At 51.1% G+C, this 15347-nt stretch carries 14 protein-coding genes; all 14 read left to right on the top strand.

The annotated features are described in order from the left end of the window. Positions 1 to 7: 7 nt before the first annotated feature. Positions 8 to 1192, top strand: coding sequence for an isovaleryl-CoA dehydrogenase (locus ACO0K4_RS17375; protein ID WP_422957929.1), 1185 nt, complete (start codon positions 8 to 10; stop codon positions 1190 to 1192). A 161-nt stretch (positions 1193 to 1353) separates the two neighbouring features. Next, positions 1354 to 2295 carry a pyridoxal-phosphate dependent enzyme gene (locus ACO0K4_RS17370; RefSeq protein ID WP_422957928.1) on the top strand — a complete coding sequence of 314 codons (942 nt, stop codon included), beginning with the start codon at positions 1354 to 1356 and terminating at the stop codon, positions 2293 to 2295. 41 nt (positions 2296 to 2336) lie between these two features. Continuing rightward, positions 2337 to 4175: a bifunctional isocitrate dehydrogenase kinase/phosphatase gene (gene aceK / locus ACO0K4_RS17365; RefSeq protein WP_422957927.1), complete on the top strand. Its 1839-nt coding sequence runs from the start codon at positions 2337 to 2339 to the stop codon at positions 4173 to 4175. A 54-nt stretch (positions 4176 to 4229) separates the two neighbouring features. Beyond that, positions 4230 to 5426 carry an acetyl-CoA C-acetyltransferase gene (locus tag ACO0K4_RS17360; protein ID WP_422957926.1) on the top strand — a complete coding sequence of 399 codons (1197 nt, stop codon included), beginning with the start codon at positions 4230 to 4232 and terminating at the stop codon, positions 5424 to 5426. A 160-nt stretch (positions 5427 to 5586) separates the two neighbouring features. Next, entirely contained in the window at positions 5587 to 6255 is a 669-nt protein-coding gene (locus tag ACO0K4_RS17355) for an SDR family oxidoreductase (protein ID WP_422957925.1), read from the top strand. A gap of 26 nt (positions 6256 to 6281) precedes the next feature. Next, positions 6282 to 7424: an acyl-CoA dehydrogenase family protein gene (locus ACO0K4_RS17350; protein WP_422957924.1), complete on the top strand. Its 1143-nt coding sequence runs from the start codon at positions 6282 to 6284 to the stop codon at positions 7422 to 7424. A 72-nt stretch (positions 7425 to 7496) separates the two neighbouring features. Beyond that, a complete protein-coding gene (locus ACO0K4_RS17345; RefSeq protein WP_422957923.1) occupies positions 7497 to 7901 on the top strand; it encodes a rhodanese-like domain-containing protein in 405 nt (134 codons plus the stop codon). Positions 7902 to 7907: 6 nt separating this feature from the next. Then, complete coding sequence (locus tag ACO0K4_RS17340; protein ID WP_422957922.1) at positions 7908 to 8321, top strand: YchJ family protein; 414 nt, start codon at positions 7908 to 7910, stop codon at positions 8319 to 8321. Further along, a complete protein-coding gene (locus tag ACO0K4_RS17335) occupies positions 8318 to 9940 on the top strand; it encodes a carboxyl transferase domain-containing protein (protein WP_422957921.1) in 1623 nt (540 codons plus the stop codon). Before ACO0K4_RS17340 ends, ACO0K4_RS17335 begins: the two co-directional genes overlap by 4 nt. A 116-nt stretch (positions 9941 to 10056) precedes the next feature. After that, entirely contained in the window at positions 10057 to 10884 is an 828-nt protein-coding gene (locus ACO0K4_RS17330; RefSeq protein WP_422957920.1) for a hypothetical protein, read from the top strand. A gap of 298 nt (positions 10885 to 11182) precedes the next feature. Further along, positions 11183 to 11968 carry an enoyl-CoA hydratase/isomerase family protein gene (locus tag ACO0K4_RS17325; RefSeq protein WP_422957919.1) on the top strand — a complete coding sequence of 262 codons (786 nt, stop codon included), beginning with the start codon at positions 11183 to 11185 and terminating at the stop codon, positions 11966 to 11968. After that, positions 11965 to 12498: a DUF1569 domain-containing protein gene (locus ACO0K4_RS17320; RefSeq protein ID WP_422957918.1), complete on the top strand. Its 534-nt coding sequence runs from the start codon at positions 11965 to 11967 to the stop codon at positions 12496 to 12498. The genes ACO0K4_RS17325 and ACO0K4_RS17320 overlap by 4 nt, the downstream gene beginning before the upstream one ends. Before the next feature lie 253 nt (positions 12499 to 12751). Further along, positions 12752 to 14104, top strand: a complete 1353-nt coding sequence (bioA, locus tag ACO0K4_RS17315) for an adenosylmethionine--8-amino-7-oxononanoate transaminase (RefSeq protein ID WP_422957917.1) — start codon at positions 12752 to 12754, stop codon at positions 14102 to 14104. Then, a complete protein-coding gene (gene bioF, locus ACO0K4_RS17310; RefSeq protein WP_422957916.1) occupies positions 14101 to 15333 on the top strand; it encodes an 8-amino-7-oxononanoate synthase in 1233 nt (410 codons plus the stop codon). Before bioA ends, bioF begins: the two co-directional genes overlap by 4 nt. Positions 15334 to 15347 lie beyond the last annotated feature (14 nt).

Here is a 15347-nt window from a genome sequence, read left to right as displayed (position 1 = left end):
GGATGACATGCTCCATCTACCAGGTTTGACTTTTGATCACGGTGAAGACATCGCCGCTCTGCGCGAGACAATTCAACAATTTGCCGCCGCCGAAATCGCCCCGCGTGCCGCTGAGATTGACCGCAACGACCAGTTTCCCATGGATCTGTGGCGCAAAATGGGCGACCTCGGTATTCTGGGCATTACAGTTGGCGAGGAATACGGTGGCGCGAATATGGGCTATCTCGCCCACATCATCGCGATGGAAGAAATTTCCCGCGCCTCTGCATCGGTTGGCTTGTCGTACGGTGCTCATTCCAATTTATGTGTGAACCAGATCAAACGCAACGGTAGCGAAGAACAAAAACAAAAATACCTGCCAAAACTAATCTCCGGTGAACATATCGGCGCGCTCGCCATGTCCGAGCCAAACGCCGGATCCGACGTCGTCAGCATGAAATTGCGCGCCGACTGGAAAGGTGATCGCTGGGTGCTGAACGGTACCAAGATGTGGATCACGAATGGTCCTGACGCCGATGTGCTGGTGGTCTATGCGAAAAACGACCTCGAAGCCGGTCCGCGCGGCATGACGGCTTTTTTGATCGAAAAGGATTTCAAAGGATTCAGCATTGCGCAAAAGCTCGACAAGCTCGGCATGCGCGGTTCTCACACCGGTGAGCTGGTGTTCCAGGATTGTGAAGTGCCCGCAGAAAACGTCCTCGGTGGTCTGGGTAAAGGCGTGAATGTTCTGATGTCTGGCCTGGATTTCGAGCGCACAGTCTTGTCCGGCGGTCCGCTGGGTATCATGCAGGCCTGTATGGATGAGGTGGTGCCTTATGTCCATGACCGCAAGCAATTCGGTCAGCCGATTGGCGAATTCCAGTTGATGCAAGGCAAACTTGCCGACATGTATTCCACCATGATGGCGTGTAAAGCGTATGTCTATGCGGTCGGTCAGGCATGTGACCGCGCCACCAATCCCGAGCAAATCCGCGCTTTGCGCAAAGATGCTGCTGGTGCGATTTTGTACTCCGCAGAAAAAGCGACTTGGATGGCGGGCGAAGCGATTCAGACACTGGGCGGTAACGGTTATATCAATGAATATCCGGTCGGACGCCTGTGGCGCGATGCCAAGCTGTATGAAATCGGCGCAGGCACCAGCGAAATTCGTCGTATGCTGATTGGTCGTGAATTGTTTGCTGAGACGAAATAAATTTGTGAGCCTCCTCCCTGCTTACAAGAGCGGGGAGAGCATCACAAGAGTGCTTCTAAGAAAATGTCGCTAGCCTCTAGCAAAACCAGAGCGAAATTGTAGAGAATTACAGCGCAGCACATCAACCGATTGCCTATTACCAATTGTCTATTGCCGATCACATGACGCCCTTGCACATATCAACACCTTTGCTGCAGCATCGTAGCTTGTCGGTTCAGCTCGACAAAGCGGTCTGGCTGAAAATGGAAAACACACAGCCGTCCGGTTCATTCAAGCTGCGCGGTATTGGCGTGCTGTGCCAGCGTGCGGTGGACAAGGGGGCGACGCACCTGGTCTGTCCATCGGGGGGCAACGCCGGATTTGCCGCTGCTGTCGCGGGTGCCGCTTTAGGTGTCCGTACGACCATCGTCGTGCCGCACACGACACCGGACAATGTCCGTCAGGCGATTCGTGCCATCGGCGCCGAACTGATCGTCGAGGGCAAGCAGTGGGATGAAGCGAATCAACTTGCTCTCGGTATGTGTCAGGACCCTGCGGCGATGTATATTCCGCCTTTCGATCATCCCGATATCTGGGACGGCAACGCGACTTTGATTGATGAAGTTGTGAACGCTGGCCACGTATTTGATGTCGTTGTTTGTTCTGTCGGCGGCGGCGGACTGATGAGCGGTGTGGTGCAGGGCCTGCAGCGAAATGGTCTGGCGCATGTTCCCGTGATCGCAGTGGAGACAGAAGGTGCTGCCTCTTTGCATGCAGCCGTGCAGGCTGGTGAGCTGGTCACCTTACCGGCGATCACATCGGTTGCCAGTACGCTGGGCGCGCGTCGTGTCGCACCGCAAGCGTTTCAGTACACGAAAGAACATGAGATAAAGACCGTGACCGTCACCGATGCGCAGGCGATCCATGCTTGCCTGCGCTTTGCCGATGATATGCGCGCGCTGGTGGAGCCTGCTTGCGGCGCCGCATTGGCGGTGGCCTATCAAAATTTACCGGTTTTGGCGCAATACCAACGTCCTTTACTGATTGTGTGTGGCGGAATGGGGGTAGATCTGGCGAACTTGGCGAAGCTAGGTACACTAGCGTTTAGCCCATCACTAACATGAGCATGATGAGCTACCTCCTTTAATCTGCCAGCCGAGTCGCCATGCCCCAAGTCGCCTTCCCTAAATTGTTGTCATCCCAGATTGCGTTCGATATTGCACGCATGATCATGGATGGCTTCGACAAGCATTACCGCCTGTTCCGCGCTTCGAGCCAGACGGCCAAGCGCGATTTTGAATCAGGTAACTGGAAGGCTGCGCAGAGCGCTGCGAGAGAGCGTATCGGTTATTACGACAAGCGCGTAAAAGAGTGTGTGCAAAGTCTGGAAGATGAATACGATGAAGACGATCTGACCGATGAAGTCTGGCGCGAAGTCAAACTGCATTACATGGGTTTGCTGATCGATCATCTGCAACCTGAGCTGGCCGAGACTTTTTACAATACGGTCTGTACCAAAATGCTCCACCGGAATTACTTCCACAATGACTTCATTTTTGTACGTCCGGCGGTATCGACCGAATACATCGAAAACAAAGAGACGCCGCCGACTTATCGTGTGTATTACCCGGCCACCGATGGTCTGCATTACACGCTAAAACGTATCGTCACGAATTTCCAGCTCAAAGCAAACTTTTCTGATCTCGACAGAGATATCGGCTTCGTCGCCGAGCGCCTCACGGCCATCTTCGGCAACGATAAGATCGAACCCAATCATCAGATCCAGGTACTGGCAAATTTATTCTTCCGTAACAAGGGCGCCTACATTGTCGGTAAAGGTATTAACGGTAATAAAGAATATCCGTTCGTCGTCCCCATCCTGCACAATCGTAAAGGCGAACTGGTACTCGATACCGTCTTGTTTGACAATATTCAGATCACGGTATTGTTCTCGTTCACTCGCGCTTATTTCATGGTCGATATGCTGGTGCCGTCGGCCTATGTCCAGTTTATCCGCAGTATTTTGCCGAAAAAGCCACGTAGCGAAATCTATACGATTCTAGGTTTGCAAAAACATGGCAAGAATTTGTTTTACCGCGATTTTTTACATCATCTCAAATACTCCTCCGACCGTATCGAGGCCGCCCCGGGTATTCGCGGTCTGGTCATGCTGGTATTTGCTTTGCCGTCATTTCCGTATGTGTTTAAGCTGATCAAAGACAGTTTTCCACCACCGAAAGAGACCACCAAAGCATTGATCAAAGAAAAATACCAGCTCGTCAAAAACCATGACCGTGTCGGCCGCATGGCAGACACGCTGGAATATTCGGATGTGGCATTTCCACGCGCCCGTTTTTCGGATGAGTTACTGGCAGAGATCAAGCAATTTGCACCGTCGATTCTGGAAGAAGATGACGATGAAATCATCATCAAGCATCTGTATATTGAACGTCGCATGGTGCCGCTGAACATCTTTTTGACCGAAGCAGAAAAACGTGGTGATGATGCCGCTATCGAGCATGGCATAGTCGAATATGGTAATGCCATCAAGGAGTTGGTCGCAGCGAATATTTTTCCTGGCGATATGCTGTACAAAAACTTTGGCGTAACCCGCCACAGCCGTGTCGTGTTTTACGATTACGATGAGATTGAGTACATCAGCGATTGTAGTTTCCGCGTGATCCCGCAGCCGCGTAATGAAGAAGATGAAATGTCTGCAGAGCCATGGTATCCGATCGCCAGGAACGATGTGTTTCCTGAGCAATTCGGCACCTTCTTGCTTGGTAATACCAAGGTGCGCCAGTATTTTATGAAACACCATGCAGATCTGCTGACGGCAGACTATTGGCAGACCCGTAAAAAACGCATCATGGAAGGCAAGGTCGATGATGTTTTTCCGTATCCGCAAGAAGTGCGTTTCAGTCACGCCAGTACGTATCCCGGACATCAGGCAGCGGTAGCCAATGTGCAGAAGACTGCTGAAATTACTACCGATGAAGAATGAATGCACTGCTTACATTGACCCACTCGAATTTTTGACTATTTTTTGGAGACAAACATGAATGATCCTATCGTTATCGTCGGTGCTGCACGTACTCCTATGGGCGCGTTTCAGGGCGATTTTTCTTCGCTGACCGCCAGCCAGTTGGGAGCAGTCGCCATCAAGGCAGCAGTAGAGCGCTCCGGCGTCAAACCGGAGCTGGTTGAAGAAGTCCTGTTCGGTAACTGCCTGATGGCAGGCCAGGGACAAGCACCAGCACGTCAGGCACTGCTGGCGGCGGGTTTGCCGATGTCCACCGGCGCGGTCACCTTGTCAAAAATGTGCGGCTCCGCGATGAAGGCGACCATGATGGCGTTCGACTCCATCAGTGCTGGCAGCAATGACGTGGTCGTGACAGGCGGCATGGAATCCATGACCAACGCACCGTATCTGATTCCTAAAGCCCGTGGCGGTTATCGTATTGGTCACGGTCAGATTTTTGATCATATGATGCTTGATGGACTGGAAGACGCCTACATAAAAGACGAAAAAGGCGGAGGCCGGTCGATGGGTACCTTCGCTGAAGATTGCTCAGCGAAATATCAGTTCAGTCGTGAAGAACAGGATGCCTTTGCGATCGCGTCTGTTAAACGTGCGCAGGCAGCAACCGCCGATGGCTCTTTTGCCTGGGAAATTGCACCGGTCACCGTATCCGGTCGTGGCGGTGATGTCGTCATCGACAAAGATGAAGGCCCGCTCAAAGCCAAGCTAGATAAAATCCCTGCATTGAAACCGGCATTTAAAAAAGACGGCACTATCACTGCTGCATCGTCTTCATCAATCAACGACGGCGCGGCTGCACTGGTCCTGATGCGCGAATCTAAAGCCAAAGAACTCGGTCTGACACCCATCGCCAAAATCCTCGGTCACGCCAGCCATGCACAAGAACCAGGCTGGTTCACCACCGCACCCATCGGCGCGATTGAAAAATTGTACAAAAAAATCGGCTGGACAACCGCCGATGTCGATCTGTTCGAAATCAATGAGGCCTTCGCCGCAGTACCAATGGCCGCAATGAAAGACCTCGGTATTTCTCATGATAAGGTCAATGTCCACGGCGGTGCCTGCGCACTCGGTCATCCTATCGGCGCATCCGGTGCCCGTATCGTGATTACCCTGATCGGCGCGTTGAAGAAACAAGGTAAAAAACGCGGCGTTGCATCACTGTGTATCGGTGGCGGTGAAGGTACGGCGATGGCTATTGAACTGATATAAAACGGGTACGTCGGATTCAATTTCCGGAAGTATAGTGATGCTTTCGCCGGTCTATGCAGATCGGAAATTGAATTAACTTATGCATGAACTTAGATATTAAGTTACGCACAAAGTTACGCACAAAAATAACTGGTCACGGTTCAAATAAAAGTAGATAACTATGCCAACAGCACTCATCCTCGGCGCCTCACGCGGTATTGGTCACGAACTGGCCTTGCAATATAAGGCCGCCGGATGGCGCGTGATTGCCACCGCACGTAAAGCGGTCGATCTGACCGCTTTGCAATCCATGGGCTGCGAGGTCATGCCTTTGGATGTGACGAATATTAATGACTGTGGTGGCCTCGGATGGCGGCTTGATGATGAAAAAATCGACGTCGCTATTTTGAATGCCGGTGTCTATGGCCCGCGCACGACAGGATTGCAGACACCGCATGACACGCAGTTTGATGAAGTGATGCATACCAACGTGCTGGCGGCGATGCGGATATTGCCGATGGTGTTGCCGCTGGTTGAAAACGCCGGTGGCCGCCTTGCCGTGATTTCATCCATGATGGGTTCCATCAGTGAGCGTAATGGTAGCCACGGCTGGTTATATCGCGCGAGTAAAGCCGCTTTGAATTCTGTGCTCAAGGATGTGTCTTTGCAGACGCAACAGGCAATTTGTGTGGCGCTGCATCCGGGTTGGGTCAAAACAGAAATGGGCGGTGTCGGTGCTGAACTTACTGTGGAAGACAGTGCGCAAGGCATACGCAACACACTTGCCGGTCTGCACGCCGACGACAACGGACAATTTTTTAATTACAACGGTTCCAGCCTGAGCTGGTAACTAATAACAGAACCACGAGACAGAGTATGTTACTAACGCCCGAACACGAAATGATACGCGATGCCATTCGCGCCTTTGCCCAGGAAAAGTTAGTCCCTAACGCCGCGCGCTGGGATAAAGAGCATCATTTCCCCGCTGCAGAATTAAAGGAGCTCGCGCAGATGGGCGCGTATGGCGTGGCAGTGCCAGAAGAGCTCGGCGGTGCGGGCATGGATTATCGGTCCCTGGCACTGGTGCTGGAAGAGGTTGCCGCCGGCGATGGCGGGACTTCTACCGTGATCTCCGTCAATAATTGTCCCGTATGCAGTATCGCCATGATGTATGCCAACGAGGCCCAAAAAGAACAATGGTTACGCCCCTTGGCTAGCGGTGACATGCTCGGCGCATTTTGCCTGACAGAACCGCATGCAGGCAGTGATGCCTCCGAGTTGCGTACGACAGCGAAGCTGGAAAAAAGCGAAAAGGGTAATGAATACGTACTCAACGGCGTCAAGCAATTCATCACCAGTGGCAAACATGCGGACGTCGCGATTGTCATGGCAGTCACGGATAAAGCGGCAGGCAAAAAAGGTATCAGTGCATTCTGGGTACCTACCACTACACCGGGCTATATCGTCGCCAGCCTGGAACAAAAAATGGGCCAGCATTCTTCCGATACGGCACAAATTTTGTTCGAGAATTGCCGTATCCCCGCCGAGAATTTGATCGGTGAAGAGGGCATGGGCTACAAAATTGCCTTATCCGGCTTAGAGGGTGGACGCATCGGAATTGCCTCGCAATCAGTCGGCATGGCACGCGCCGCATTCGACGCAGCTCTGGCGTATGCCAAAGACCGTACCAGTTTTGGTAAGGCGATTTTTGATCATCAATCGGTGCAGTTCAAACTTGCCGACATGGCGACCCAGATCGAGGCCGCCCGTCAATTGATCTGGCACGCGGCGAGCTTAAAAGATGCGGGTAAGCCTTGCCTGAAAGAAGCGGCGATGGCGAAATTGTTTGCATCTGAAATGGCAGAAAAAGTCTGCTCCGATGCGATCCAGATTCACGGTGGCTATGGCTATGTCAGCGATTTCCCGGTCGAGCGTATTTATCGTGATGTGCGGGTTTGCCAGATCTATGAAGGCACCTCAGATATTCAAAAAATCCTGATCGCCAGGGCACTGGCGTAACGATAGGGTAGGGTGTGTCACGCGCACCGGTGGAGTCGCTTGGTGCGCATGGCGTACCTTACGGAGGGATAGATGAAAAAAGGCTACAAACAATTAGTCGATGAAGCCAGCGCAGAGATCAAGACCTATAGCGTTGCTGAAGCACAGGCTAAATTGACTGATCCTGATGTGCAGTTCATTGATATCCGCGATGTTCGTGAACTGGAGCGTGAGGGCATGGTTCCCGGGGCTTTTCATGCACCTCGCGGCATGATCGAGTTTTGGATTGACCCTGATTCTCCGTATTTCAAACCGGTCTTCGGTGAGCGTAAAGAGTTCATATTTTTTTGTGCCGCTGGCTGGCGTAGCGCGTTGACAACCAAGACCGTACAAGATATGGGCTTAGAGAATGTCGCGCATATTGACGGTGGTTTTAGCGCATGGAAAGCGGCAGGCGCGCCAGTGACGGCTAAGCCAGCTAAAAGTGAAAGTAAATAAATCAGTATGAAGGTCATGTGTCCCTGCTGTTCTGGAAAAGAGTTTGAGCATTGTTGTGCACCATTTTTAAACGGTAGTGCGATCGCGCCGGATGCTGAGACCTTAATGCGCTCACGTTACTCGGCTTACACTCTGGGTGACGAGGCCTATTTGCGCGCTACCTGGGATGCGCGTACCTGTCCTGTCGAGCGTATTGTCCATGATGATCCGACGCAATGGCTGGGCCTGGAGGTCAAAAAATACGCACTGGATACAGGTAAGACAGACAGCGCCACCGTAGAATTTGTGGCGCGTTACAAAATAGGCGGGCGAGCACATCGCCTGCATGAAGTGAGCCGTTTTTCACAAGAAGACGGCAAATGGTTTTATGTGGATGGTAACTTCCCGACCAAAGATGACAAGAAGAGAAAAGACAAATGACGACCTTAGATTCCAAACTGAATAGCCGCTCCGAAGACTTCAAGGCGAACGCCGCTGCGATGCAACGCGTGGTCGACGACTTAAAAGAAAAAATTGCTAAAATCGCTCTCGGTGGTGGTGAAGAAGCACGCAAGAAACATCTAGCACGTGGCAAGTTATTACCACGTGACCGCGTACAAATGTTGCTTGATGCGGGTACACCGTTTATGGAGTTTTCTCAGCTTGCGGCTTACGACATGTACAAGGAAAAAAATGATGTCGATGCCGCACCGTCAGCGGGTGTGATTACCGGTATTGGCCGGGTGTCCGGGCAAGAATGCGTTATTGTCTGTAATGACGCGACGGTCAAAGGTGGTACCTACTATCCGATGACAGTAAAGAAGCATTTGCGCGCACAAGAAATTGCCGAGCAAAACAATTTGCCATGTATTTATCTGGTCGATAGCGGCGGTGCGAATTTGCCGAATCAGGACGATGTATTTCCGGATCGCGATCATTTCGGTCGTATCTTTTTTAATCAGGCCACCATGTCGGCTAAAGGTATTCCGCAGATCGCGGTCGTCATGGGGTCTTGCACTGCTGGTGGCGCGTACGTCCCGGCGATGAGCGATGAATCGATTATCGTCAAAAATCAAGGTACGATTTTTCTCGGTGGCCCCCCCTTAGTCAAAGCCGCGACCGGTGAGGTCGTCAGCGCCGAAGATCTTGGTGGCGGTGATGTCCATACGCGTTTGTCAGGCGTAGTCGACCATCTCGCACAAAACGACACGCATGCCTTATCCATGGCGCGTACCATCGTCTCGAATCTGAATCGTCAAAAGCCAGCCAGCGTCGTATTGAAAGACGTCGAAGAACCAAAATTTCCCGCGCAAGAATTATATGGTGTGATCCCGGTCGATACCCGTAAGCCATTTGATGTAAGAGAGGTTATTGCGCGTGTGGTTGACGGCAGTCATTTCGATGAATTCAAAGCGCGTTATGGAACAACTCTAGTCTGCGGCTTCGCACATATTCACGGTATGCCGGTGGGTATTATCGCGAATAACGGCATTCTTTTTTCTGAGTCTGCATTGAAGGGAACGCATTTTATTGAGCTATGTTGCCAGCGCAAGATTCCGTTAGTATTTCTGCAAAATATCACCGGATTCATGGTGGGGCGCAAATACGAGAATGAAGGCATCGCCCGCAACGGCGCGAAGATGGTGACTGCTGTTGCCACCGCCAATGTACCAAAGTTCACCGTCATCATCGGTGGTAGTTTTGGTGCCGGTAACTACGGCATGTGCGGTCGCGCTTTCTCTCCGCGCTTTATGTGGATGTGGCCAAATGCGCGGATCTCGGTCATGGGTGGTGAGCAAGCTGCCAGCGTTCTGGCGACGGTCAAACGTGACGGTATCGAAGGTAAAGGCGGTAGCTGGACCGCAGATGAAGAGGCCGCTTTCAAACAGCCCATCAAAGAACAATATGAGCATCAGGGGCATCCTTATTACGCCTCGGCACGCTTGTGGGATGACGGCGTGATCGATCCGGCTGATACGCGGATGGTCTTGGGATTAGGTTTGTCAGCCGCGTTGAATGCACCTATTCCTGATGTGAAATTTGGCTTGTTCAGGATGTAAAATAAAATGAGCAGAAAATAATTTTTTATCAAAAATTTTTTGATGCCACACATCCGTGTAAGGAATAGGTGAGTAGTTTTTTTTGGTATTTTTTTGAATAAATCACGAGTATTTAATTGCTGTTTTTCGTAGTAAATGGGGTCTTATTTTCAACTATGTCGGAGATGAACTTGAGTAAAAGAATACGGAATTTTAGCCTGGGTATTTTGTCGTTTATGCTGGCGTCATTGGCATACGGTATAGAGATCGACAAGACTGAGGTTGGCGCGATTGTTAAAGACGGTATTGTTCAAATCGGGTCACACCAATATCCGCTTCCACCAGGAGAATGGGTCTTGATTGGAAAAAATAAAAGTCGGGTTACTTTTGCGTATTCCAGTCAGCAAGGTGCTGATATTTTGACTGCATATTTAATCAACGTTAAAGACAAACAATTTCGCGCGAGTGTCAAAATAGAGGCAACTACTTCGTCAACCGCCACTCATCGCTGGATGCCAGAACCATGTAAGCGTGATGACGTAGTTTTTAAGGATACGATGAAAAGCAATTATGACTATCCGGAGTGCCTGTTGATAAACCACAACACGAATGCATTCGCATCGAGTAACACTTGGCTGAATGCCGTGCCATTGTGGTTAGAAAATAATCAGATTAAAGTCCCTGTGACCACCCTGCTCGCGCAATATGACAAATATCAAACCGGTGATTTTGTGAAGGTTCGCTTTTGGATCAATCCTGAGCTTGCTGGTCAGACGCCATCAAAGAATGCTAGCTGGATTAAAAGCGACTGGCACAAGGACCGTTTAGAAAAAGACACTGATAAGCAGATATATATGGATAAATTTATTGCTTGGACAAAACAGTTGCCATCGATTTATAAAAAATCTTTGACCAGTGATGACCGGCCTTTAGCCGTTCCTGATTTTCCTGATTTGGCACAGTGAGTAGTATGAGTATTCAGATTTTTTTGCAAAACAAAAGCAAAACTAAATCTAAATCTAAATCTAAATCTGGAGAGATCTCTGCTTGACGAACAAACCGGACAACATGAACGATAACGACGAGGTGATGCATCGTGTCCGTATTTCCGGCGCTCAGCTTAGTGTGTTCTTAGCACGGTCTGAGTCATGCCCTGAATGATGATATTCAGCGTTACCTCGAGATAAATGCAGTATTGACGGCGATGGAGTTGCTTAGTCCTTAGCCAGACATGATTACTATGTTAGTAGAGAGCAAGCAAGAATGAATTACCAGACTTTGATCCTTTCAATTACTGAGCGACTGGCGACAGTGACCCTCAATCGTGCCGACGTCCGCAACGCTTTTAACGAAACAACGATTGCCGAAATCACACAGGTGTTTCGTGAACTTGATACAGACACTACGATCCGTGCTGTGGTGCTCGCAGCGAATGGCCCGGCGTTTTGTGCAGGTGCTGACCTGAACTGGATGAAGAAGATGGCCGATTATTCGCATGAAGAAAATCTTGCCGATGCAGGGCAATTGGCCGAGATGTTGCGCACGATTTATACCTGTAGCAAACCGGTGGTTGCCAAAGTGCAGGGCGATTGCTACGCGGGTGGCATGGGATTGGTTGCTGCATGCGATATCGTGGTCAGCGCAGATGTCGCGAATTATTGTTTAAGTGAAGTCAAGCTCGGTTTGATTCCGGCGACGATTTCACCGTATGTGATTAAGGCGATGGGGGAAAGTGCGGCGCGGCGTTATTTCATCACGGCTGAACGTTTCAGTGCAGCAGAGGCGCATCGTATCGGCTTCGTGCATGAACTGGTCAGTGCTGAGGCGCTTGATGAAAAGCTGGCTGAAATCGTCAAGTCGCTGGTGTCGAACAGTCCGAATGCAGTCAGGCAGGCAAAGCGTCTGGTGCAGGAGGTTGCCAGTCGCGAACTCACTGGTGAACTGATTGCTGCAACTGTTGAAGGCATTGCCCATATACGCGCATCGGAAGAGGGGCGCGAAGGTGTCCGTTCATTTTTAGAAAAACGCAAACCAGGATGGTTGCCATGAAAAAGAGACGTTTATTGACAGGTGCGGTCGCCCTCACTGCGGTCGCCGCGCTTGGATTAGCGACCTATCGCAAATCAACAGTGGAAATCACCTCAATTGCCACGATGCTGATGCAGTTAGAGGCGCTGAAGTCGCCTGACTCAGTGACGAAATTAGTTGCTAAAACGGGCTGGGCACCCTACAAAGTATTCGTGCATCTGGCGCAGAGTATTCAGTATTCGATGACCGGCTACCCCGAAATGAAGCCGGAGCTGTTTCAGCATACCGCTGGCAGCGTCGCCTTCTATGCGTTCTCGGTCGCCGGAGCGATGCGTCATAACCTGACCGAGCCGATTCCGGGGGCGCCGGTAATTGCCGATACGGGCAATGTCAGTGAGGCAATTGATCTGGTGATCAAGGCATTACAAGCGTTCCAGAGTTATAGCGGTGAACTGCGTCCGCACTTTGCCTATGGTGTATTGAGTAAGACAGAGTTTGCAAACGCGCATGTCATGCATATCGAGAATCATCTTAAGGAAATTCAGTTCTAATCACCCTCGTCAGAGTGACGGACTGGTGTCTGGTAGCTGTGTCGTCATTCTTAACGGTAGTCGTTGTAGCGGAGCGGCTAGCGCCTGCAAAAAACGCAATAGTCATCACGATACAGTGCAGTATTTTGTATTCCGGTTAGAGAAGGTTTTAGATAGTCTGACAAATAAGTCCAGCATTTATGCGGGTGTTAAGTCAGAAATGGCTGGAAAAGCCCGTAAAATGTGCGGGTTTTAAAAGTAGTCTGGAGTAAATTTGAATAATCAACAAGACTGGGTCGCACGTAGCCTGCAGCATGTATGGCATCCATGTACCCAGATGCAGCATCATTCCAGTGCCAATCCTGTGCCGCTGATTCCTGTCAGTCATGGTCGCGGTGCCTGGCTCTACGATATGGACGGCAAGCGCTATCTCGACGCGATCAGCTCGTGGTGGGTGAATTTGTTTGGTCATGCCAATCCTCGTATCAATGCAGAACTTAAAGATCAGCTCGATAAGCTCGAACATGCGATGCTCGCCGGTTTTACGCATGAGCCGGTGATTCAGTTATCAGAAAAATTAGCCGCGCTCAGTAACCACGCCTTAGGTCATTGCTTTTACGCATCCGATGGCGCATCGGCAGTCGAGATCGCCTTGAAAATGAGTTTCCACGCCTGGCGCAACGGTGGTCAAACAGAGAAGCAAGAATTTATCTGTATCAAAGGCAGCTATCACGGCGAGACTGTGGGCGCATTGGCGGTCACCGATGTCAGCCTGTTTCGTGAAGCCTATGGCCCGATGCTGCAACGAGCGCATGTCGTTGCCTCACCTGATGCCCGTCTGGCGCAAGCGGGAGAAACAGCCGCTGATGTCGCATTGCGTGCCGCTGCCGATCTTGAGCGTGTTTTGCAAGAGCGTGAGGGCAAAATTGCCGCTGTAATTATTGAGCCGCTGGTGCAGTGTGCGACTGGCATGGCCATGCACGACCCTGTATATCTGCGCCGTTTGCGCGAATTATGCGACCAGTATCAGGTGCATCTGATTGCCGATGAAATTGCTGTCGGTTGTGGCCGTACCGGTACTTTCTTTGCCTGTGAATCTGCCAGTATCTGGCCAGATTTTTTATGCTTGTCTAAAGGCATCAGCGGCGGCTATTTGCCTTTATCGCTGGTGATGACGACGGACTCGGTGTATCAGGCTTTTTATGATGCAGATATGCGCCGTGGCTTTTTGCATTCGCATTCGTACACCGGCAACCCGCTGGCCTGCCGTGCAGCCCTGGCGACGCTGGCAATTTTTGAAGACGACCAGATACTGGAAAAAAATCGCATCAAGGCAATAGCGATTAAAGATGCTTTCGCCGGCCTGACCGATGATCCGCGTGTGAGTCACATCAGGCAGCAGGGCATGATCTTCGCATTTGATGCGGTGGTAGAGGATGCTGCGCAGGCCGCGACTTTTTCACGTCGATTTTTTTCGGCGGCCTTAAAACAGGAATTGTTATTGCGCCCGATTAGCCGCACTGTGTATCTGATGCCGCCGTACATTCTCGACCCGCAAGAAATCGCCTTGTTAGCGTCAAAAACGATGCAGGTATTTAATGAAGTCATGACTGAGGTGGCTGTATGAGTCAGCGTTTGTTCCACCCATTAAGCCAATTACGCGATGAACTTGATGAGCTGGACGCCAGGCATCTGATTCGCCGTCGTCGTACGGTTGAGACCGCGTCAGCCCCGGCGTTGCGCGCCGATGGCCGGGACTTGCTCGCGTTTTGCAGCAATGACTATTTAGGACTGGCAGCACATCCGGCAGTTATCGCCGCTATTCAAGAAGGGGCAAGTCTGTACGGCGCAGGCAGCGGCGCGTCACACCTGATCAGCGGACATAGCAGGGCGCATGCGCTGCTGGAAGATCGCCTTGCTGAATTTATCTCACCTTACATAGATCATGCGCGTGCCCTGTATTTTTGTACCGGGTATATGGCAAATCTTGCGGTTATCAGTGCGCTTGCCGGTAAAGACGCAGCCTTGTTTTCAGAAGCATTAAATCATGCCTCATTGATAGACGGTGCCCGTTTATCGCGCGCTGCGGTCAAAGTATTTCCGCATCGTGATTACCTGTTGCTGGCGCAGATGCTACAAGAGTCGACGGCAACTACCAAGGTCGTTGTCACCGATAGTGTGTTCAGCATGGATGGCAATATCGCTGATCTGCCTGCCTTGCTTGCTTTGTGCGAGCGTTACGATGCCTGGCTGATTGTCGATGATGCGCATGGTTTTGGTGTGCTCGGTGAACATGGTCGTGGCGTGCTGGAACATTTTAATTTGTGCTCACCGAATTTGGTCTACATGGGTACGCTTGGTAAAGCCGCAGGTGTTGGCGGAGCGTTTGTCGCCGCGCACACCACGGTGATCGAATGGCTGGTACAAAAAGCCCGTCCCTACATTTATACCACCGCGGCACCGCCCGCTCTGGCGCATGCGTTGCTGACTAGTCTCGACATCATCAGCGGTGCCGAGGGTCAACAGCGACGTCGTCATTTACAGCAACTGATTGCAAGTTTTCGTCAGGGTTTGCACTTGCCTAGCTGGGAGCTGATGCCTTCAGATACGGCGATACAACCTATTGTGATTGGCGACAATGCGGTGATGTTACAGGTAGCAGCGGATTTGCTGGAGCAGGAGATCTGGGTCGGTGCAATTCGCCCGCCCACCGTGCCGGTCGGTTCAGCGCGGCTACGTATCACCTTGTCGGCATCCCATACTGAGACGCAAGTGACGCAGTTAGTCGATGCCCTGAATACGCTGGACGCACAAAATGGTAGCGATCTGGCGATGAATCTGGTGGAGACAGCGTGAGTACAGAAATAAGT

It is taken from the genome of Undibacterium sp. RuTC16W (genome assembly GCF_049339445.1).
Taxonomy (GTDB): Bacteria; Pseudomonadota; Gammaproteobacteria; order Burkholderiales; family Burkholderiaceae_D; genus Undibacterium.
The sequence above is the reverse complement of the archived record's forward strand: the minus strand, read 5'-3'. Positions and strand labels throughout refer to the sequence as shown.

Excerpts from the sequence above, each read along its gene's own strand:
- ACO0K4_RS17375 (WP_422957929.1), top strand. The coding sequence starts at position 8 with ATGCTCCATCTACCAGGTTTGACTTTTGATCACGGTGAAGACATCGCC.
- ACO0K4_RS17370 (WP_422957928.1), top strand. The coding sequence starts at position 1,354 with ATGACGCCCTTGCACATATCAACACCTTTGCTGCAGCATCGTAGCTTG.
- aceK (WP_422957927.1), top strand. The coding sequence starts at position 2,337 with ATGCCCCAAGTCGCCTTCCCTAAATTGTTGTCATCCCAGATTGCGTTC.
- ACO0K4_RS17360 (WP_422957926.1), top strand. The coding sequence starts at position 4,230 with ATGAATGATCCTATCGTTATCGTCGGTGCTGCACGTACTCCTATGGGC.
- ACO0K4_RS17355 (WP_422957925.1), top strand. The coding sequence starts at position 5,587 with ATGCCAACAGCACTCATCCTCGGCGCCTCACGCGGTATTGGTCACGAA.
- ACO0K4_RS17350 (WP_422957924.1), top strand. The coding sequence starts at position 6,282 with ATGTTACTAACGCCCGAACACGAAATGATACGCGATGCCATTCGCGCC.
- ACO0K4_RS17345 (WP_422957923.1), top strand. The coding sequence starts at position 7,497 with ATGAAAAAAGGCTACAAACAATTAGTCGATGAAGCCAGCGCAGAGATC.
- ACO0K4_RS17340 (WP_422957922.1), top strand. The coding sequence starts at position 7,908 with ATGAAGGTCATGTGTCCCTGCTGTTCTGGAAAAGAGTTTGAGCATTGT.
- ACO0K4_RS17335 (WP_422957921.1), top strand. The coding sequence starts at position 8,318 with ATGACGACCTTAGATTCCAAACTGAATAGCCGCTCCGAAGACTTCAAG.
- ACO0K4_RS17325 (WP_422957919.1), top strand. The coding sequence starts at position 11,183 with ATGAATTACCAGACTTTGATCCTTTCAATTACTGAGCGACTGGCGACA.
- ACO0K4_RS17320 (WP_422957918.1), top strand. The coding sequence starts at position 11,965 with ATGAAAAAGAGACGTTTATTGACAGGTGCGGTCGCCCTCACTGCGGTC.
- bioF (WP_422957916.1), top strand. The coding sequence starts at position 14,101 with ATGAGTCAGCGTTTGTTCCACCCATTAAGCCAATTACGCGATGAACTT.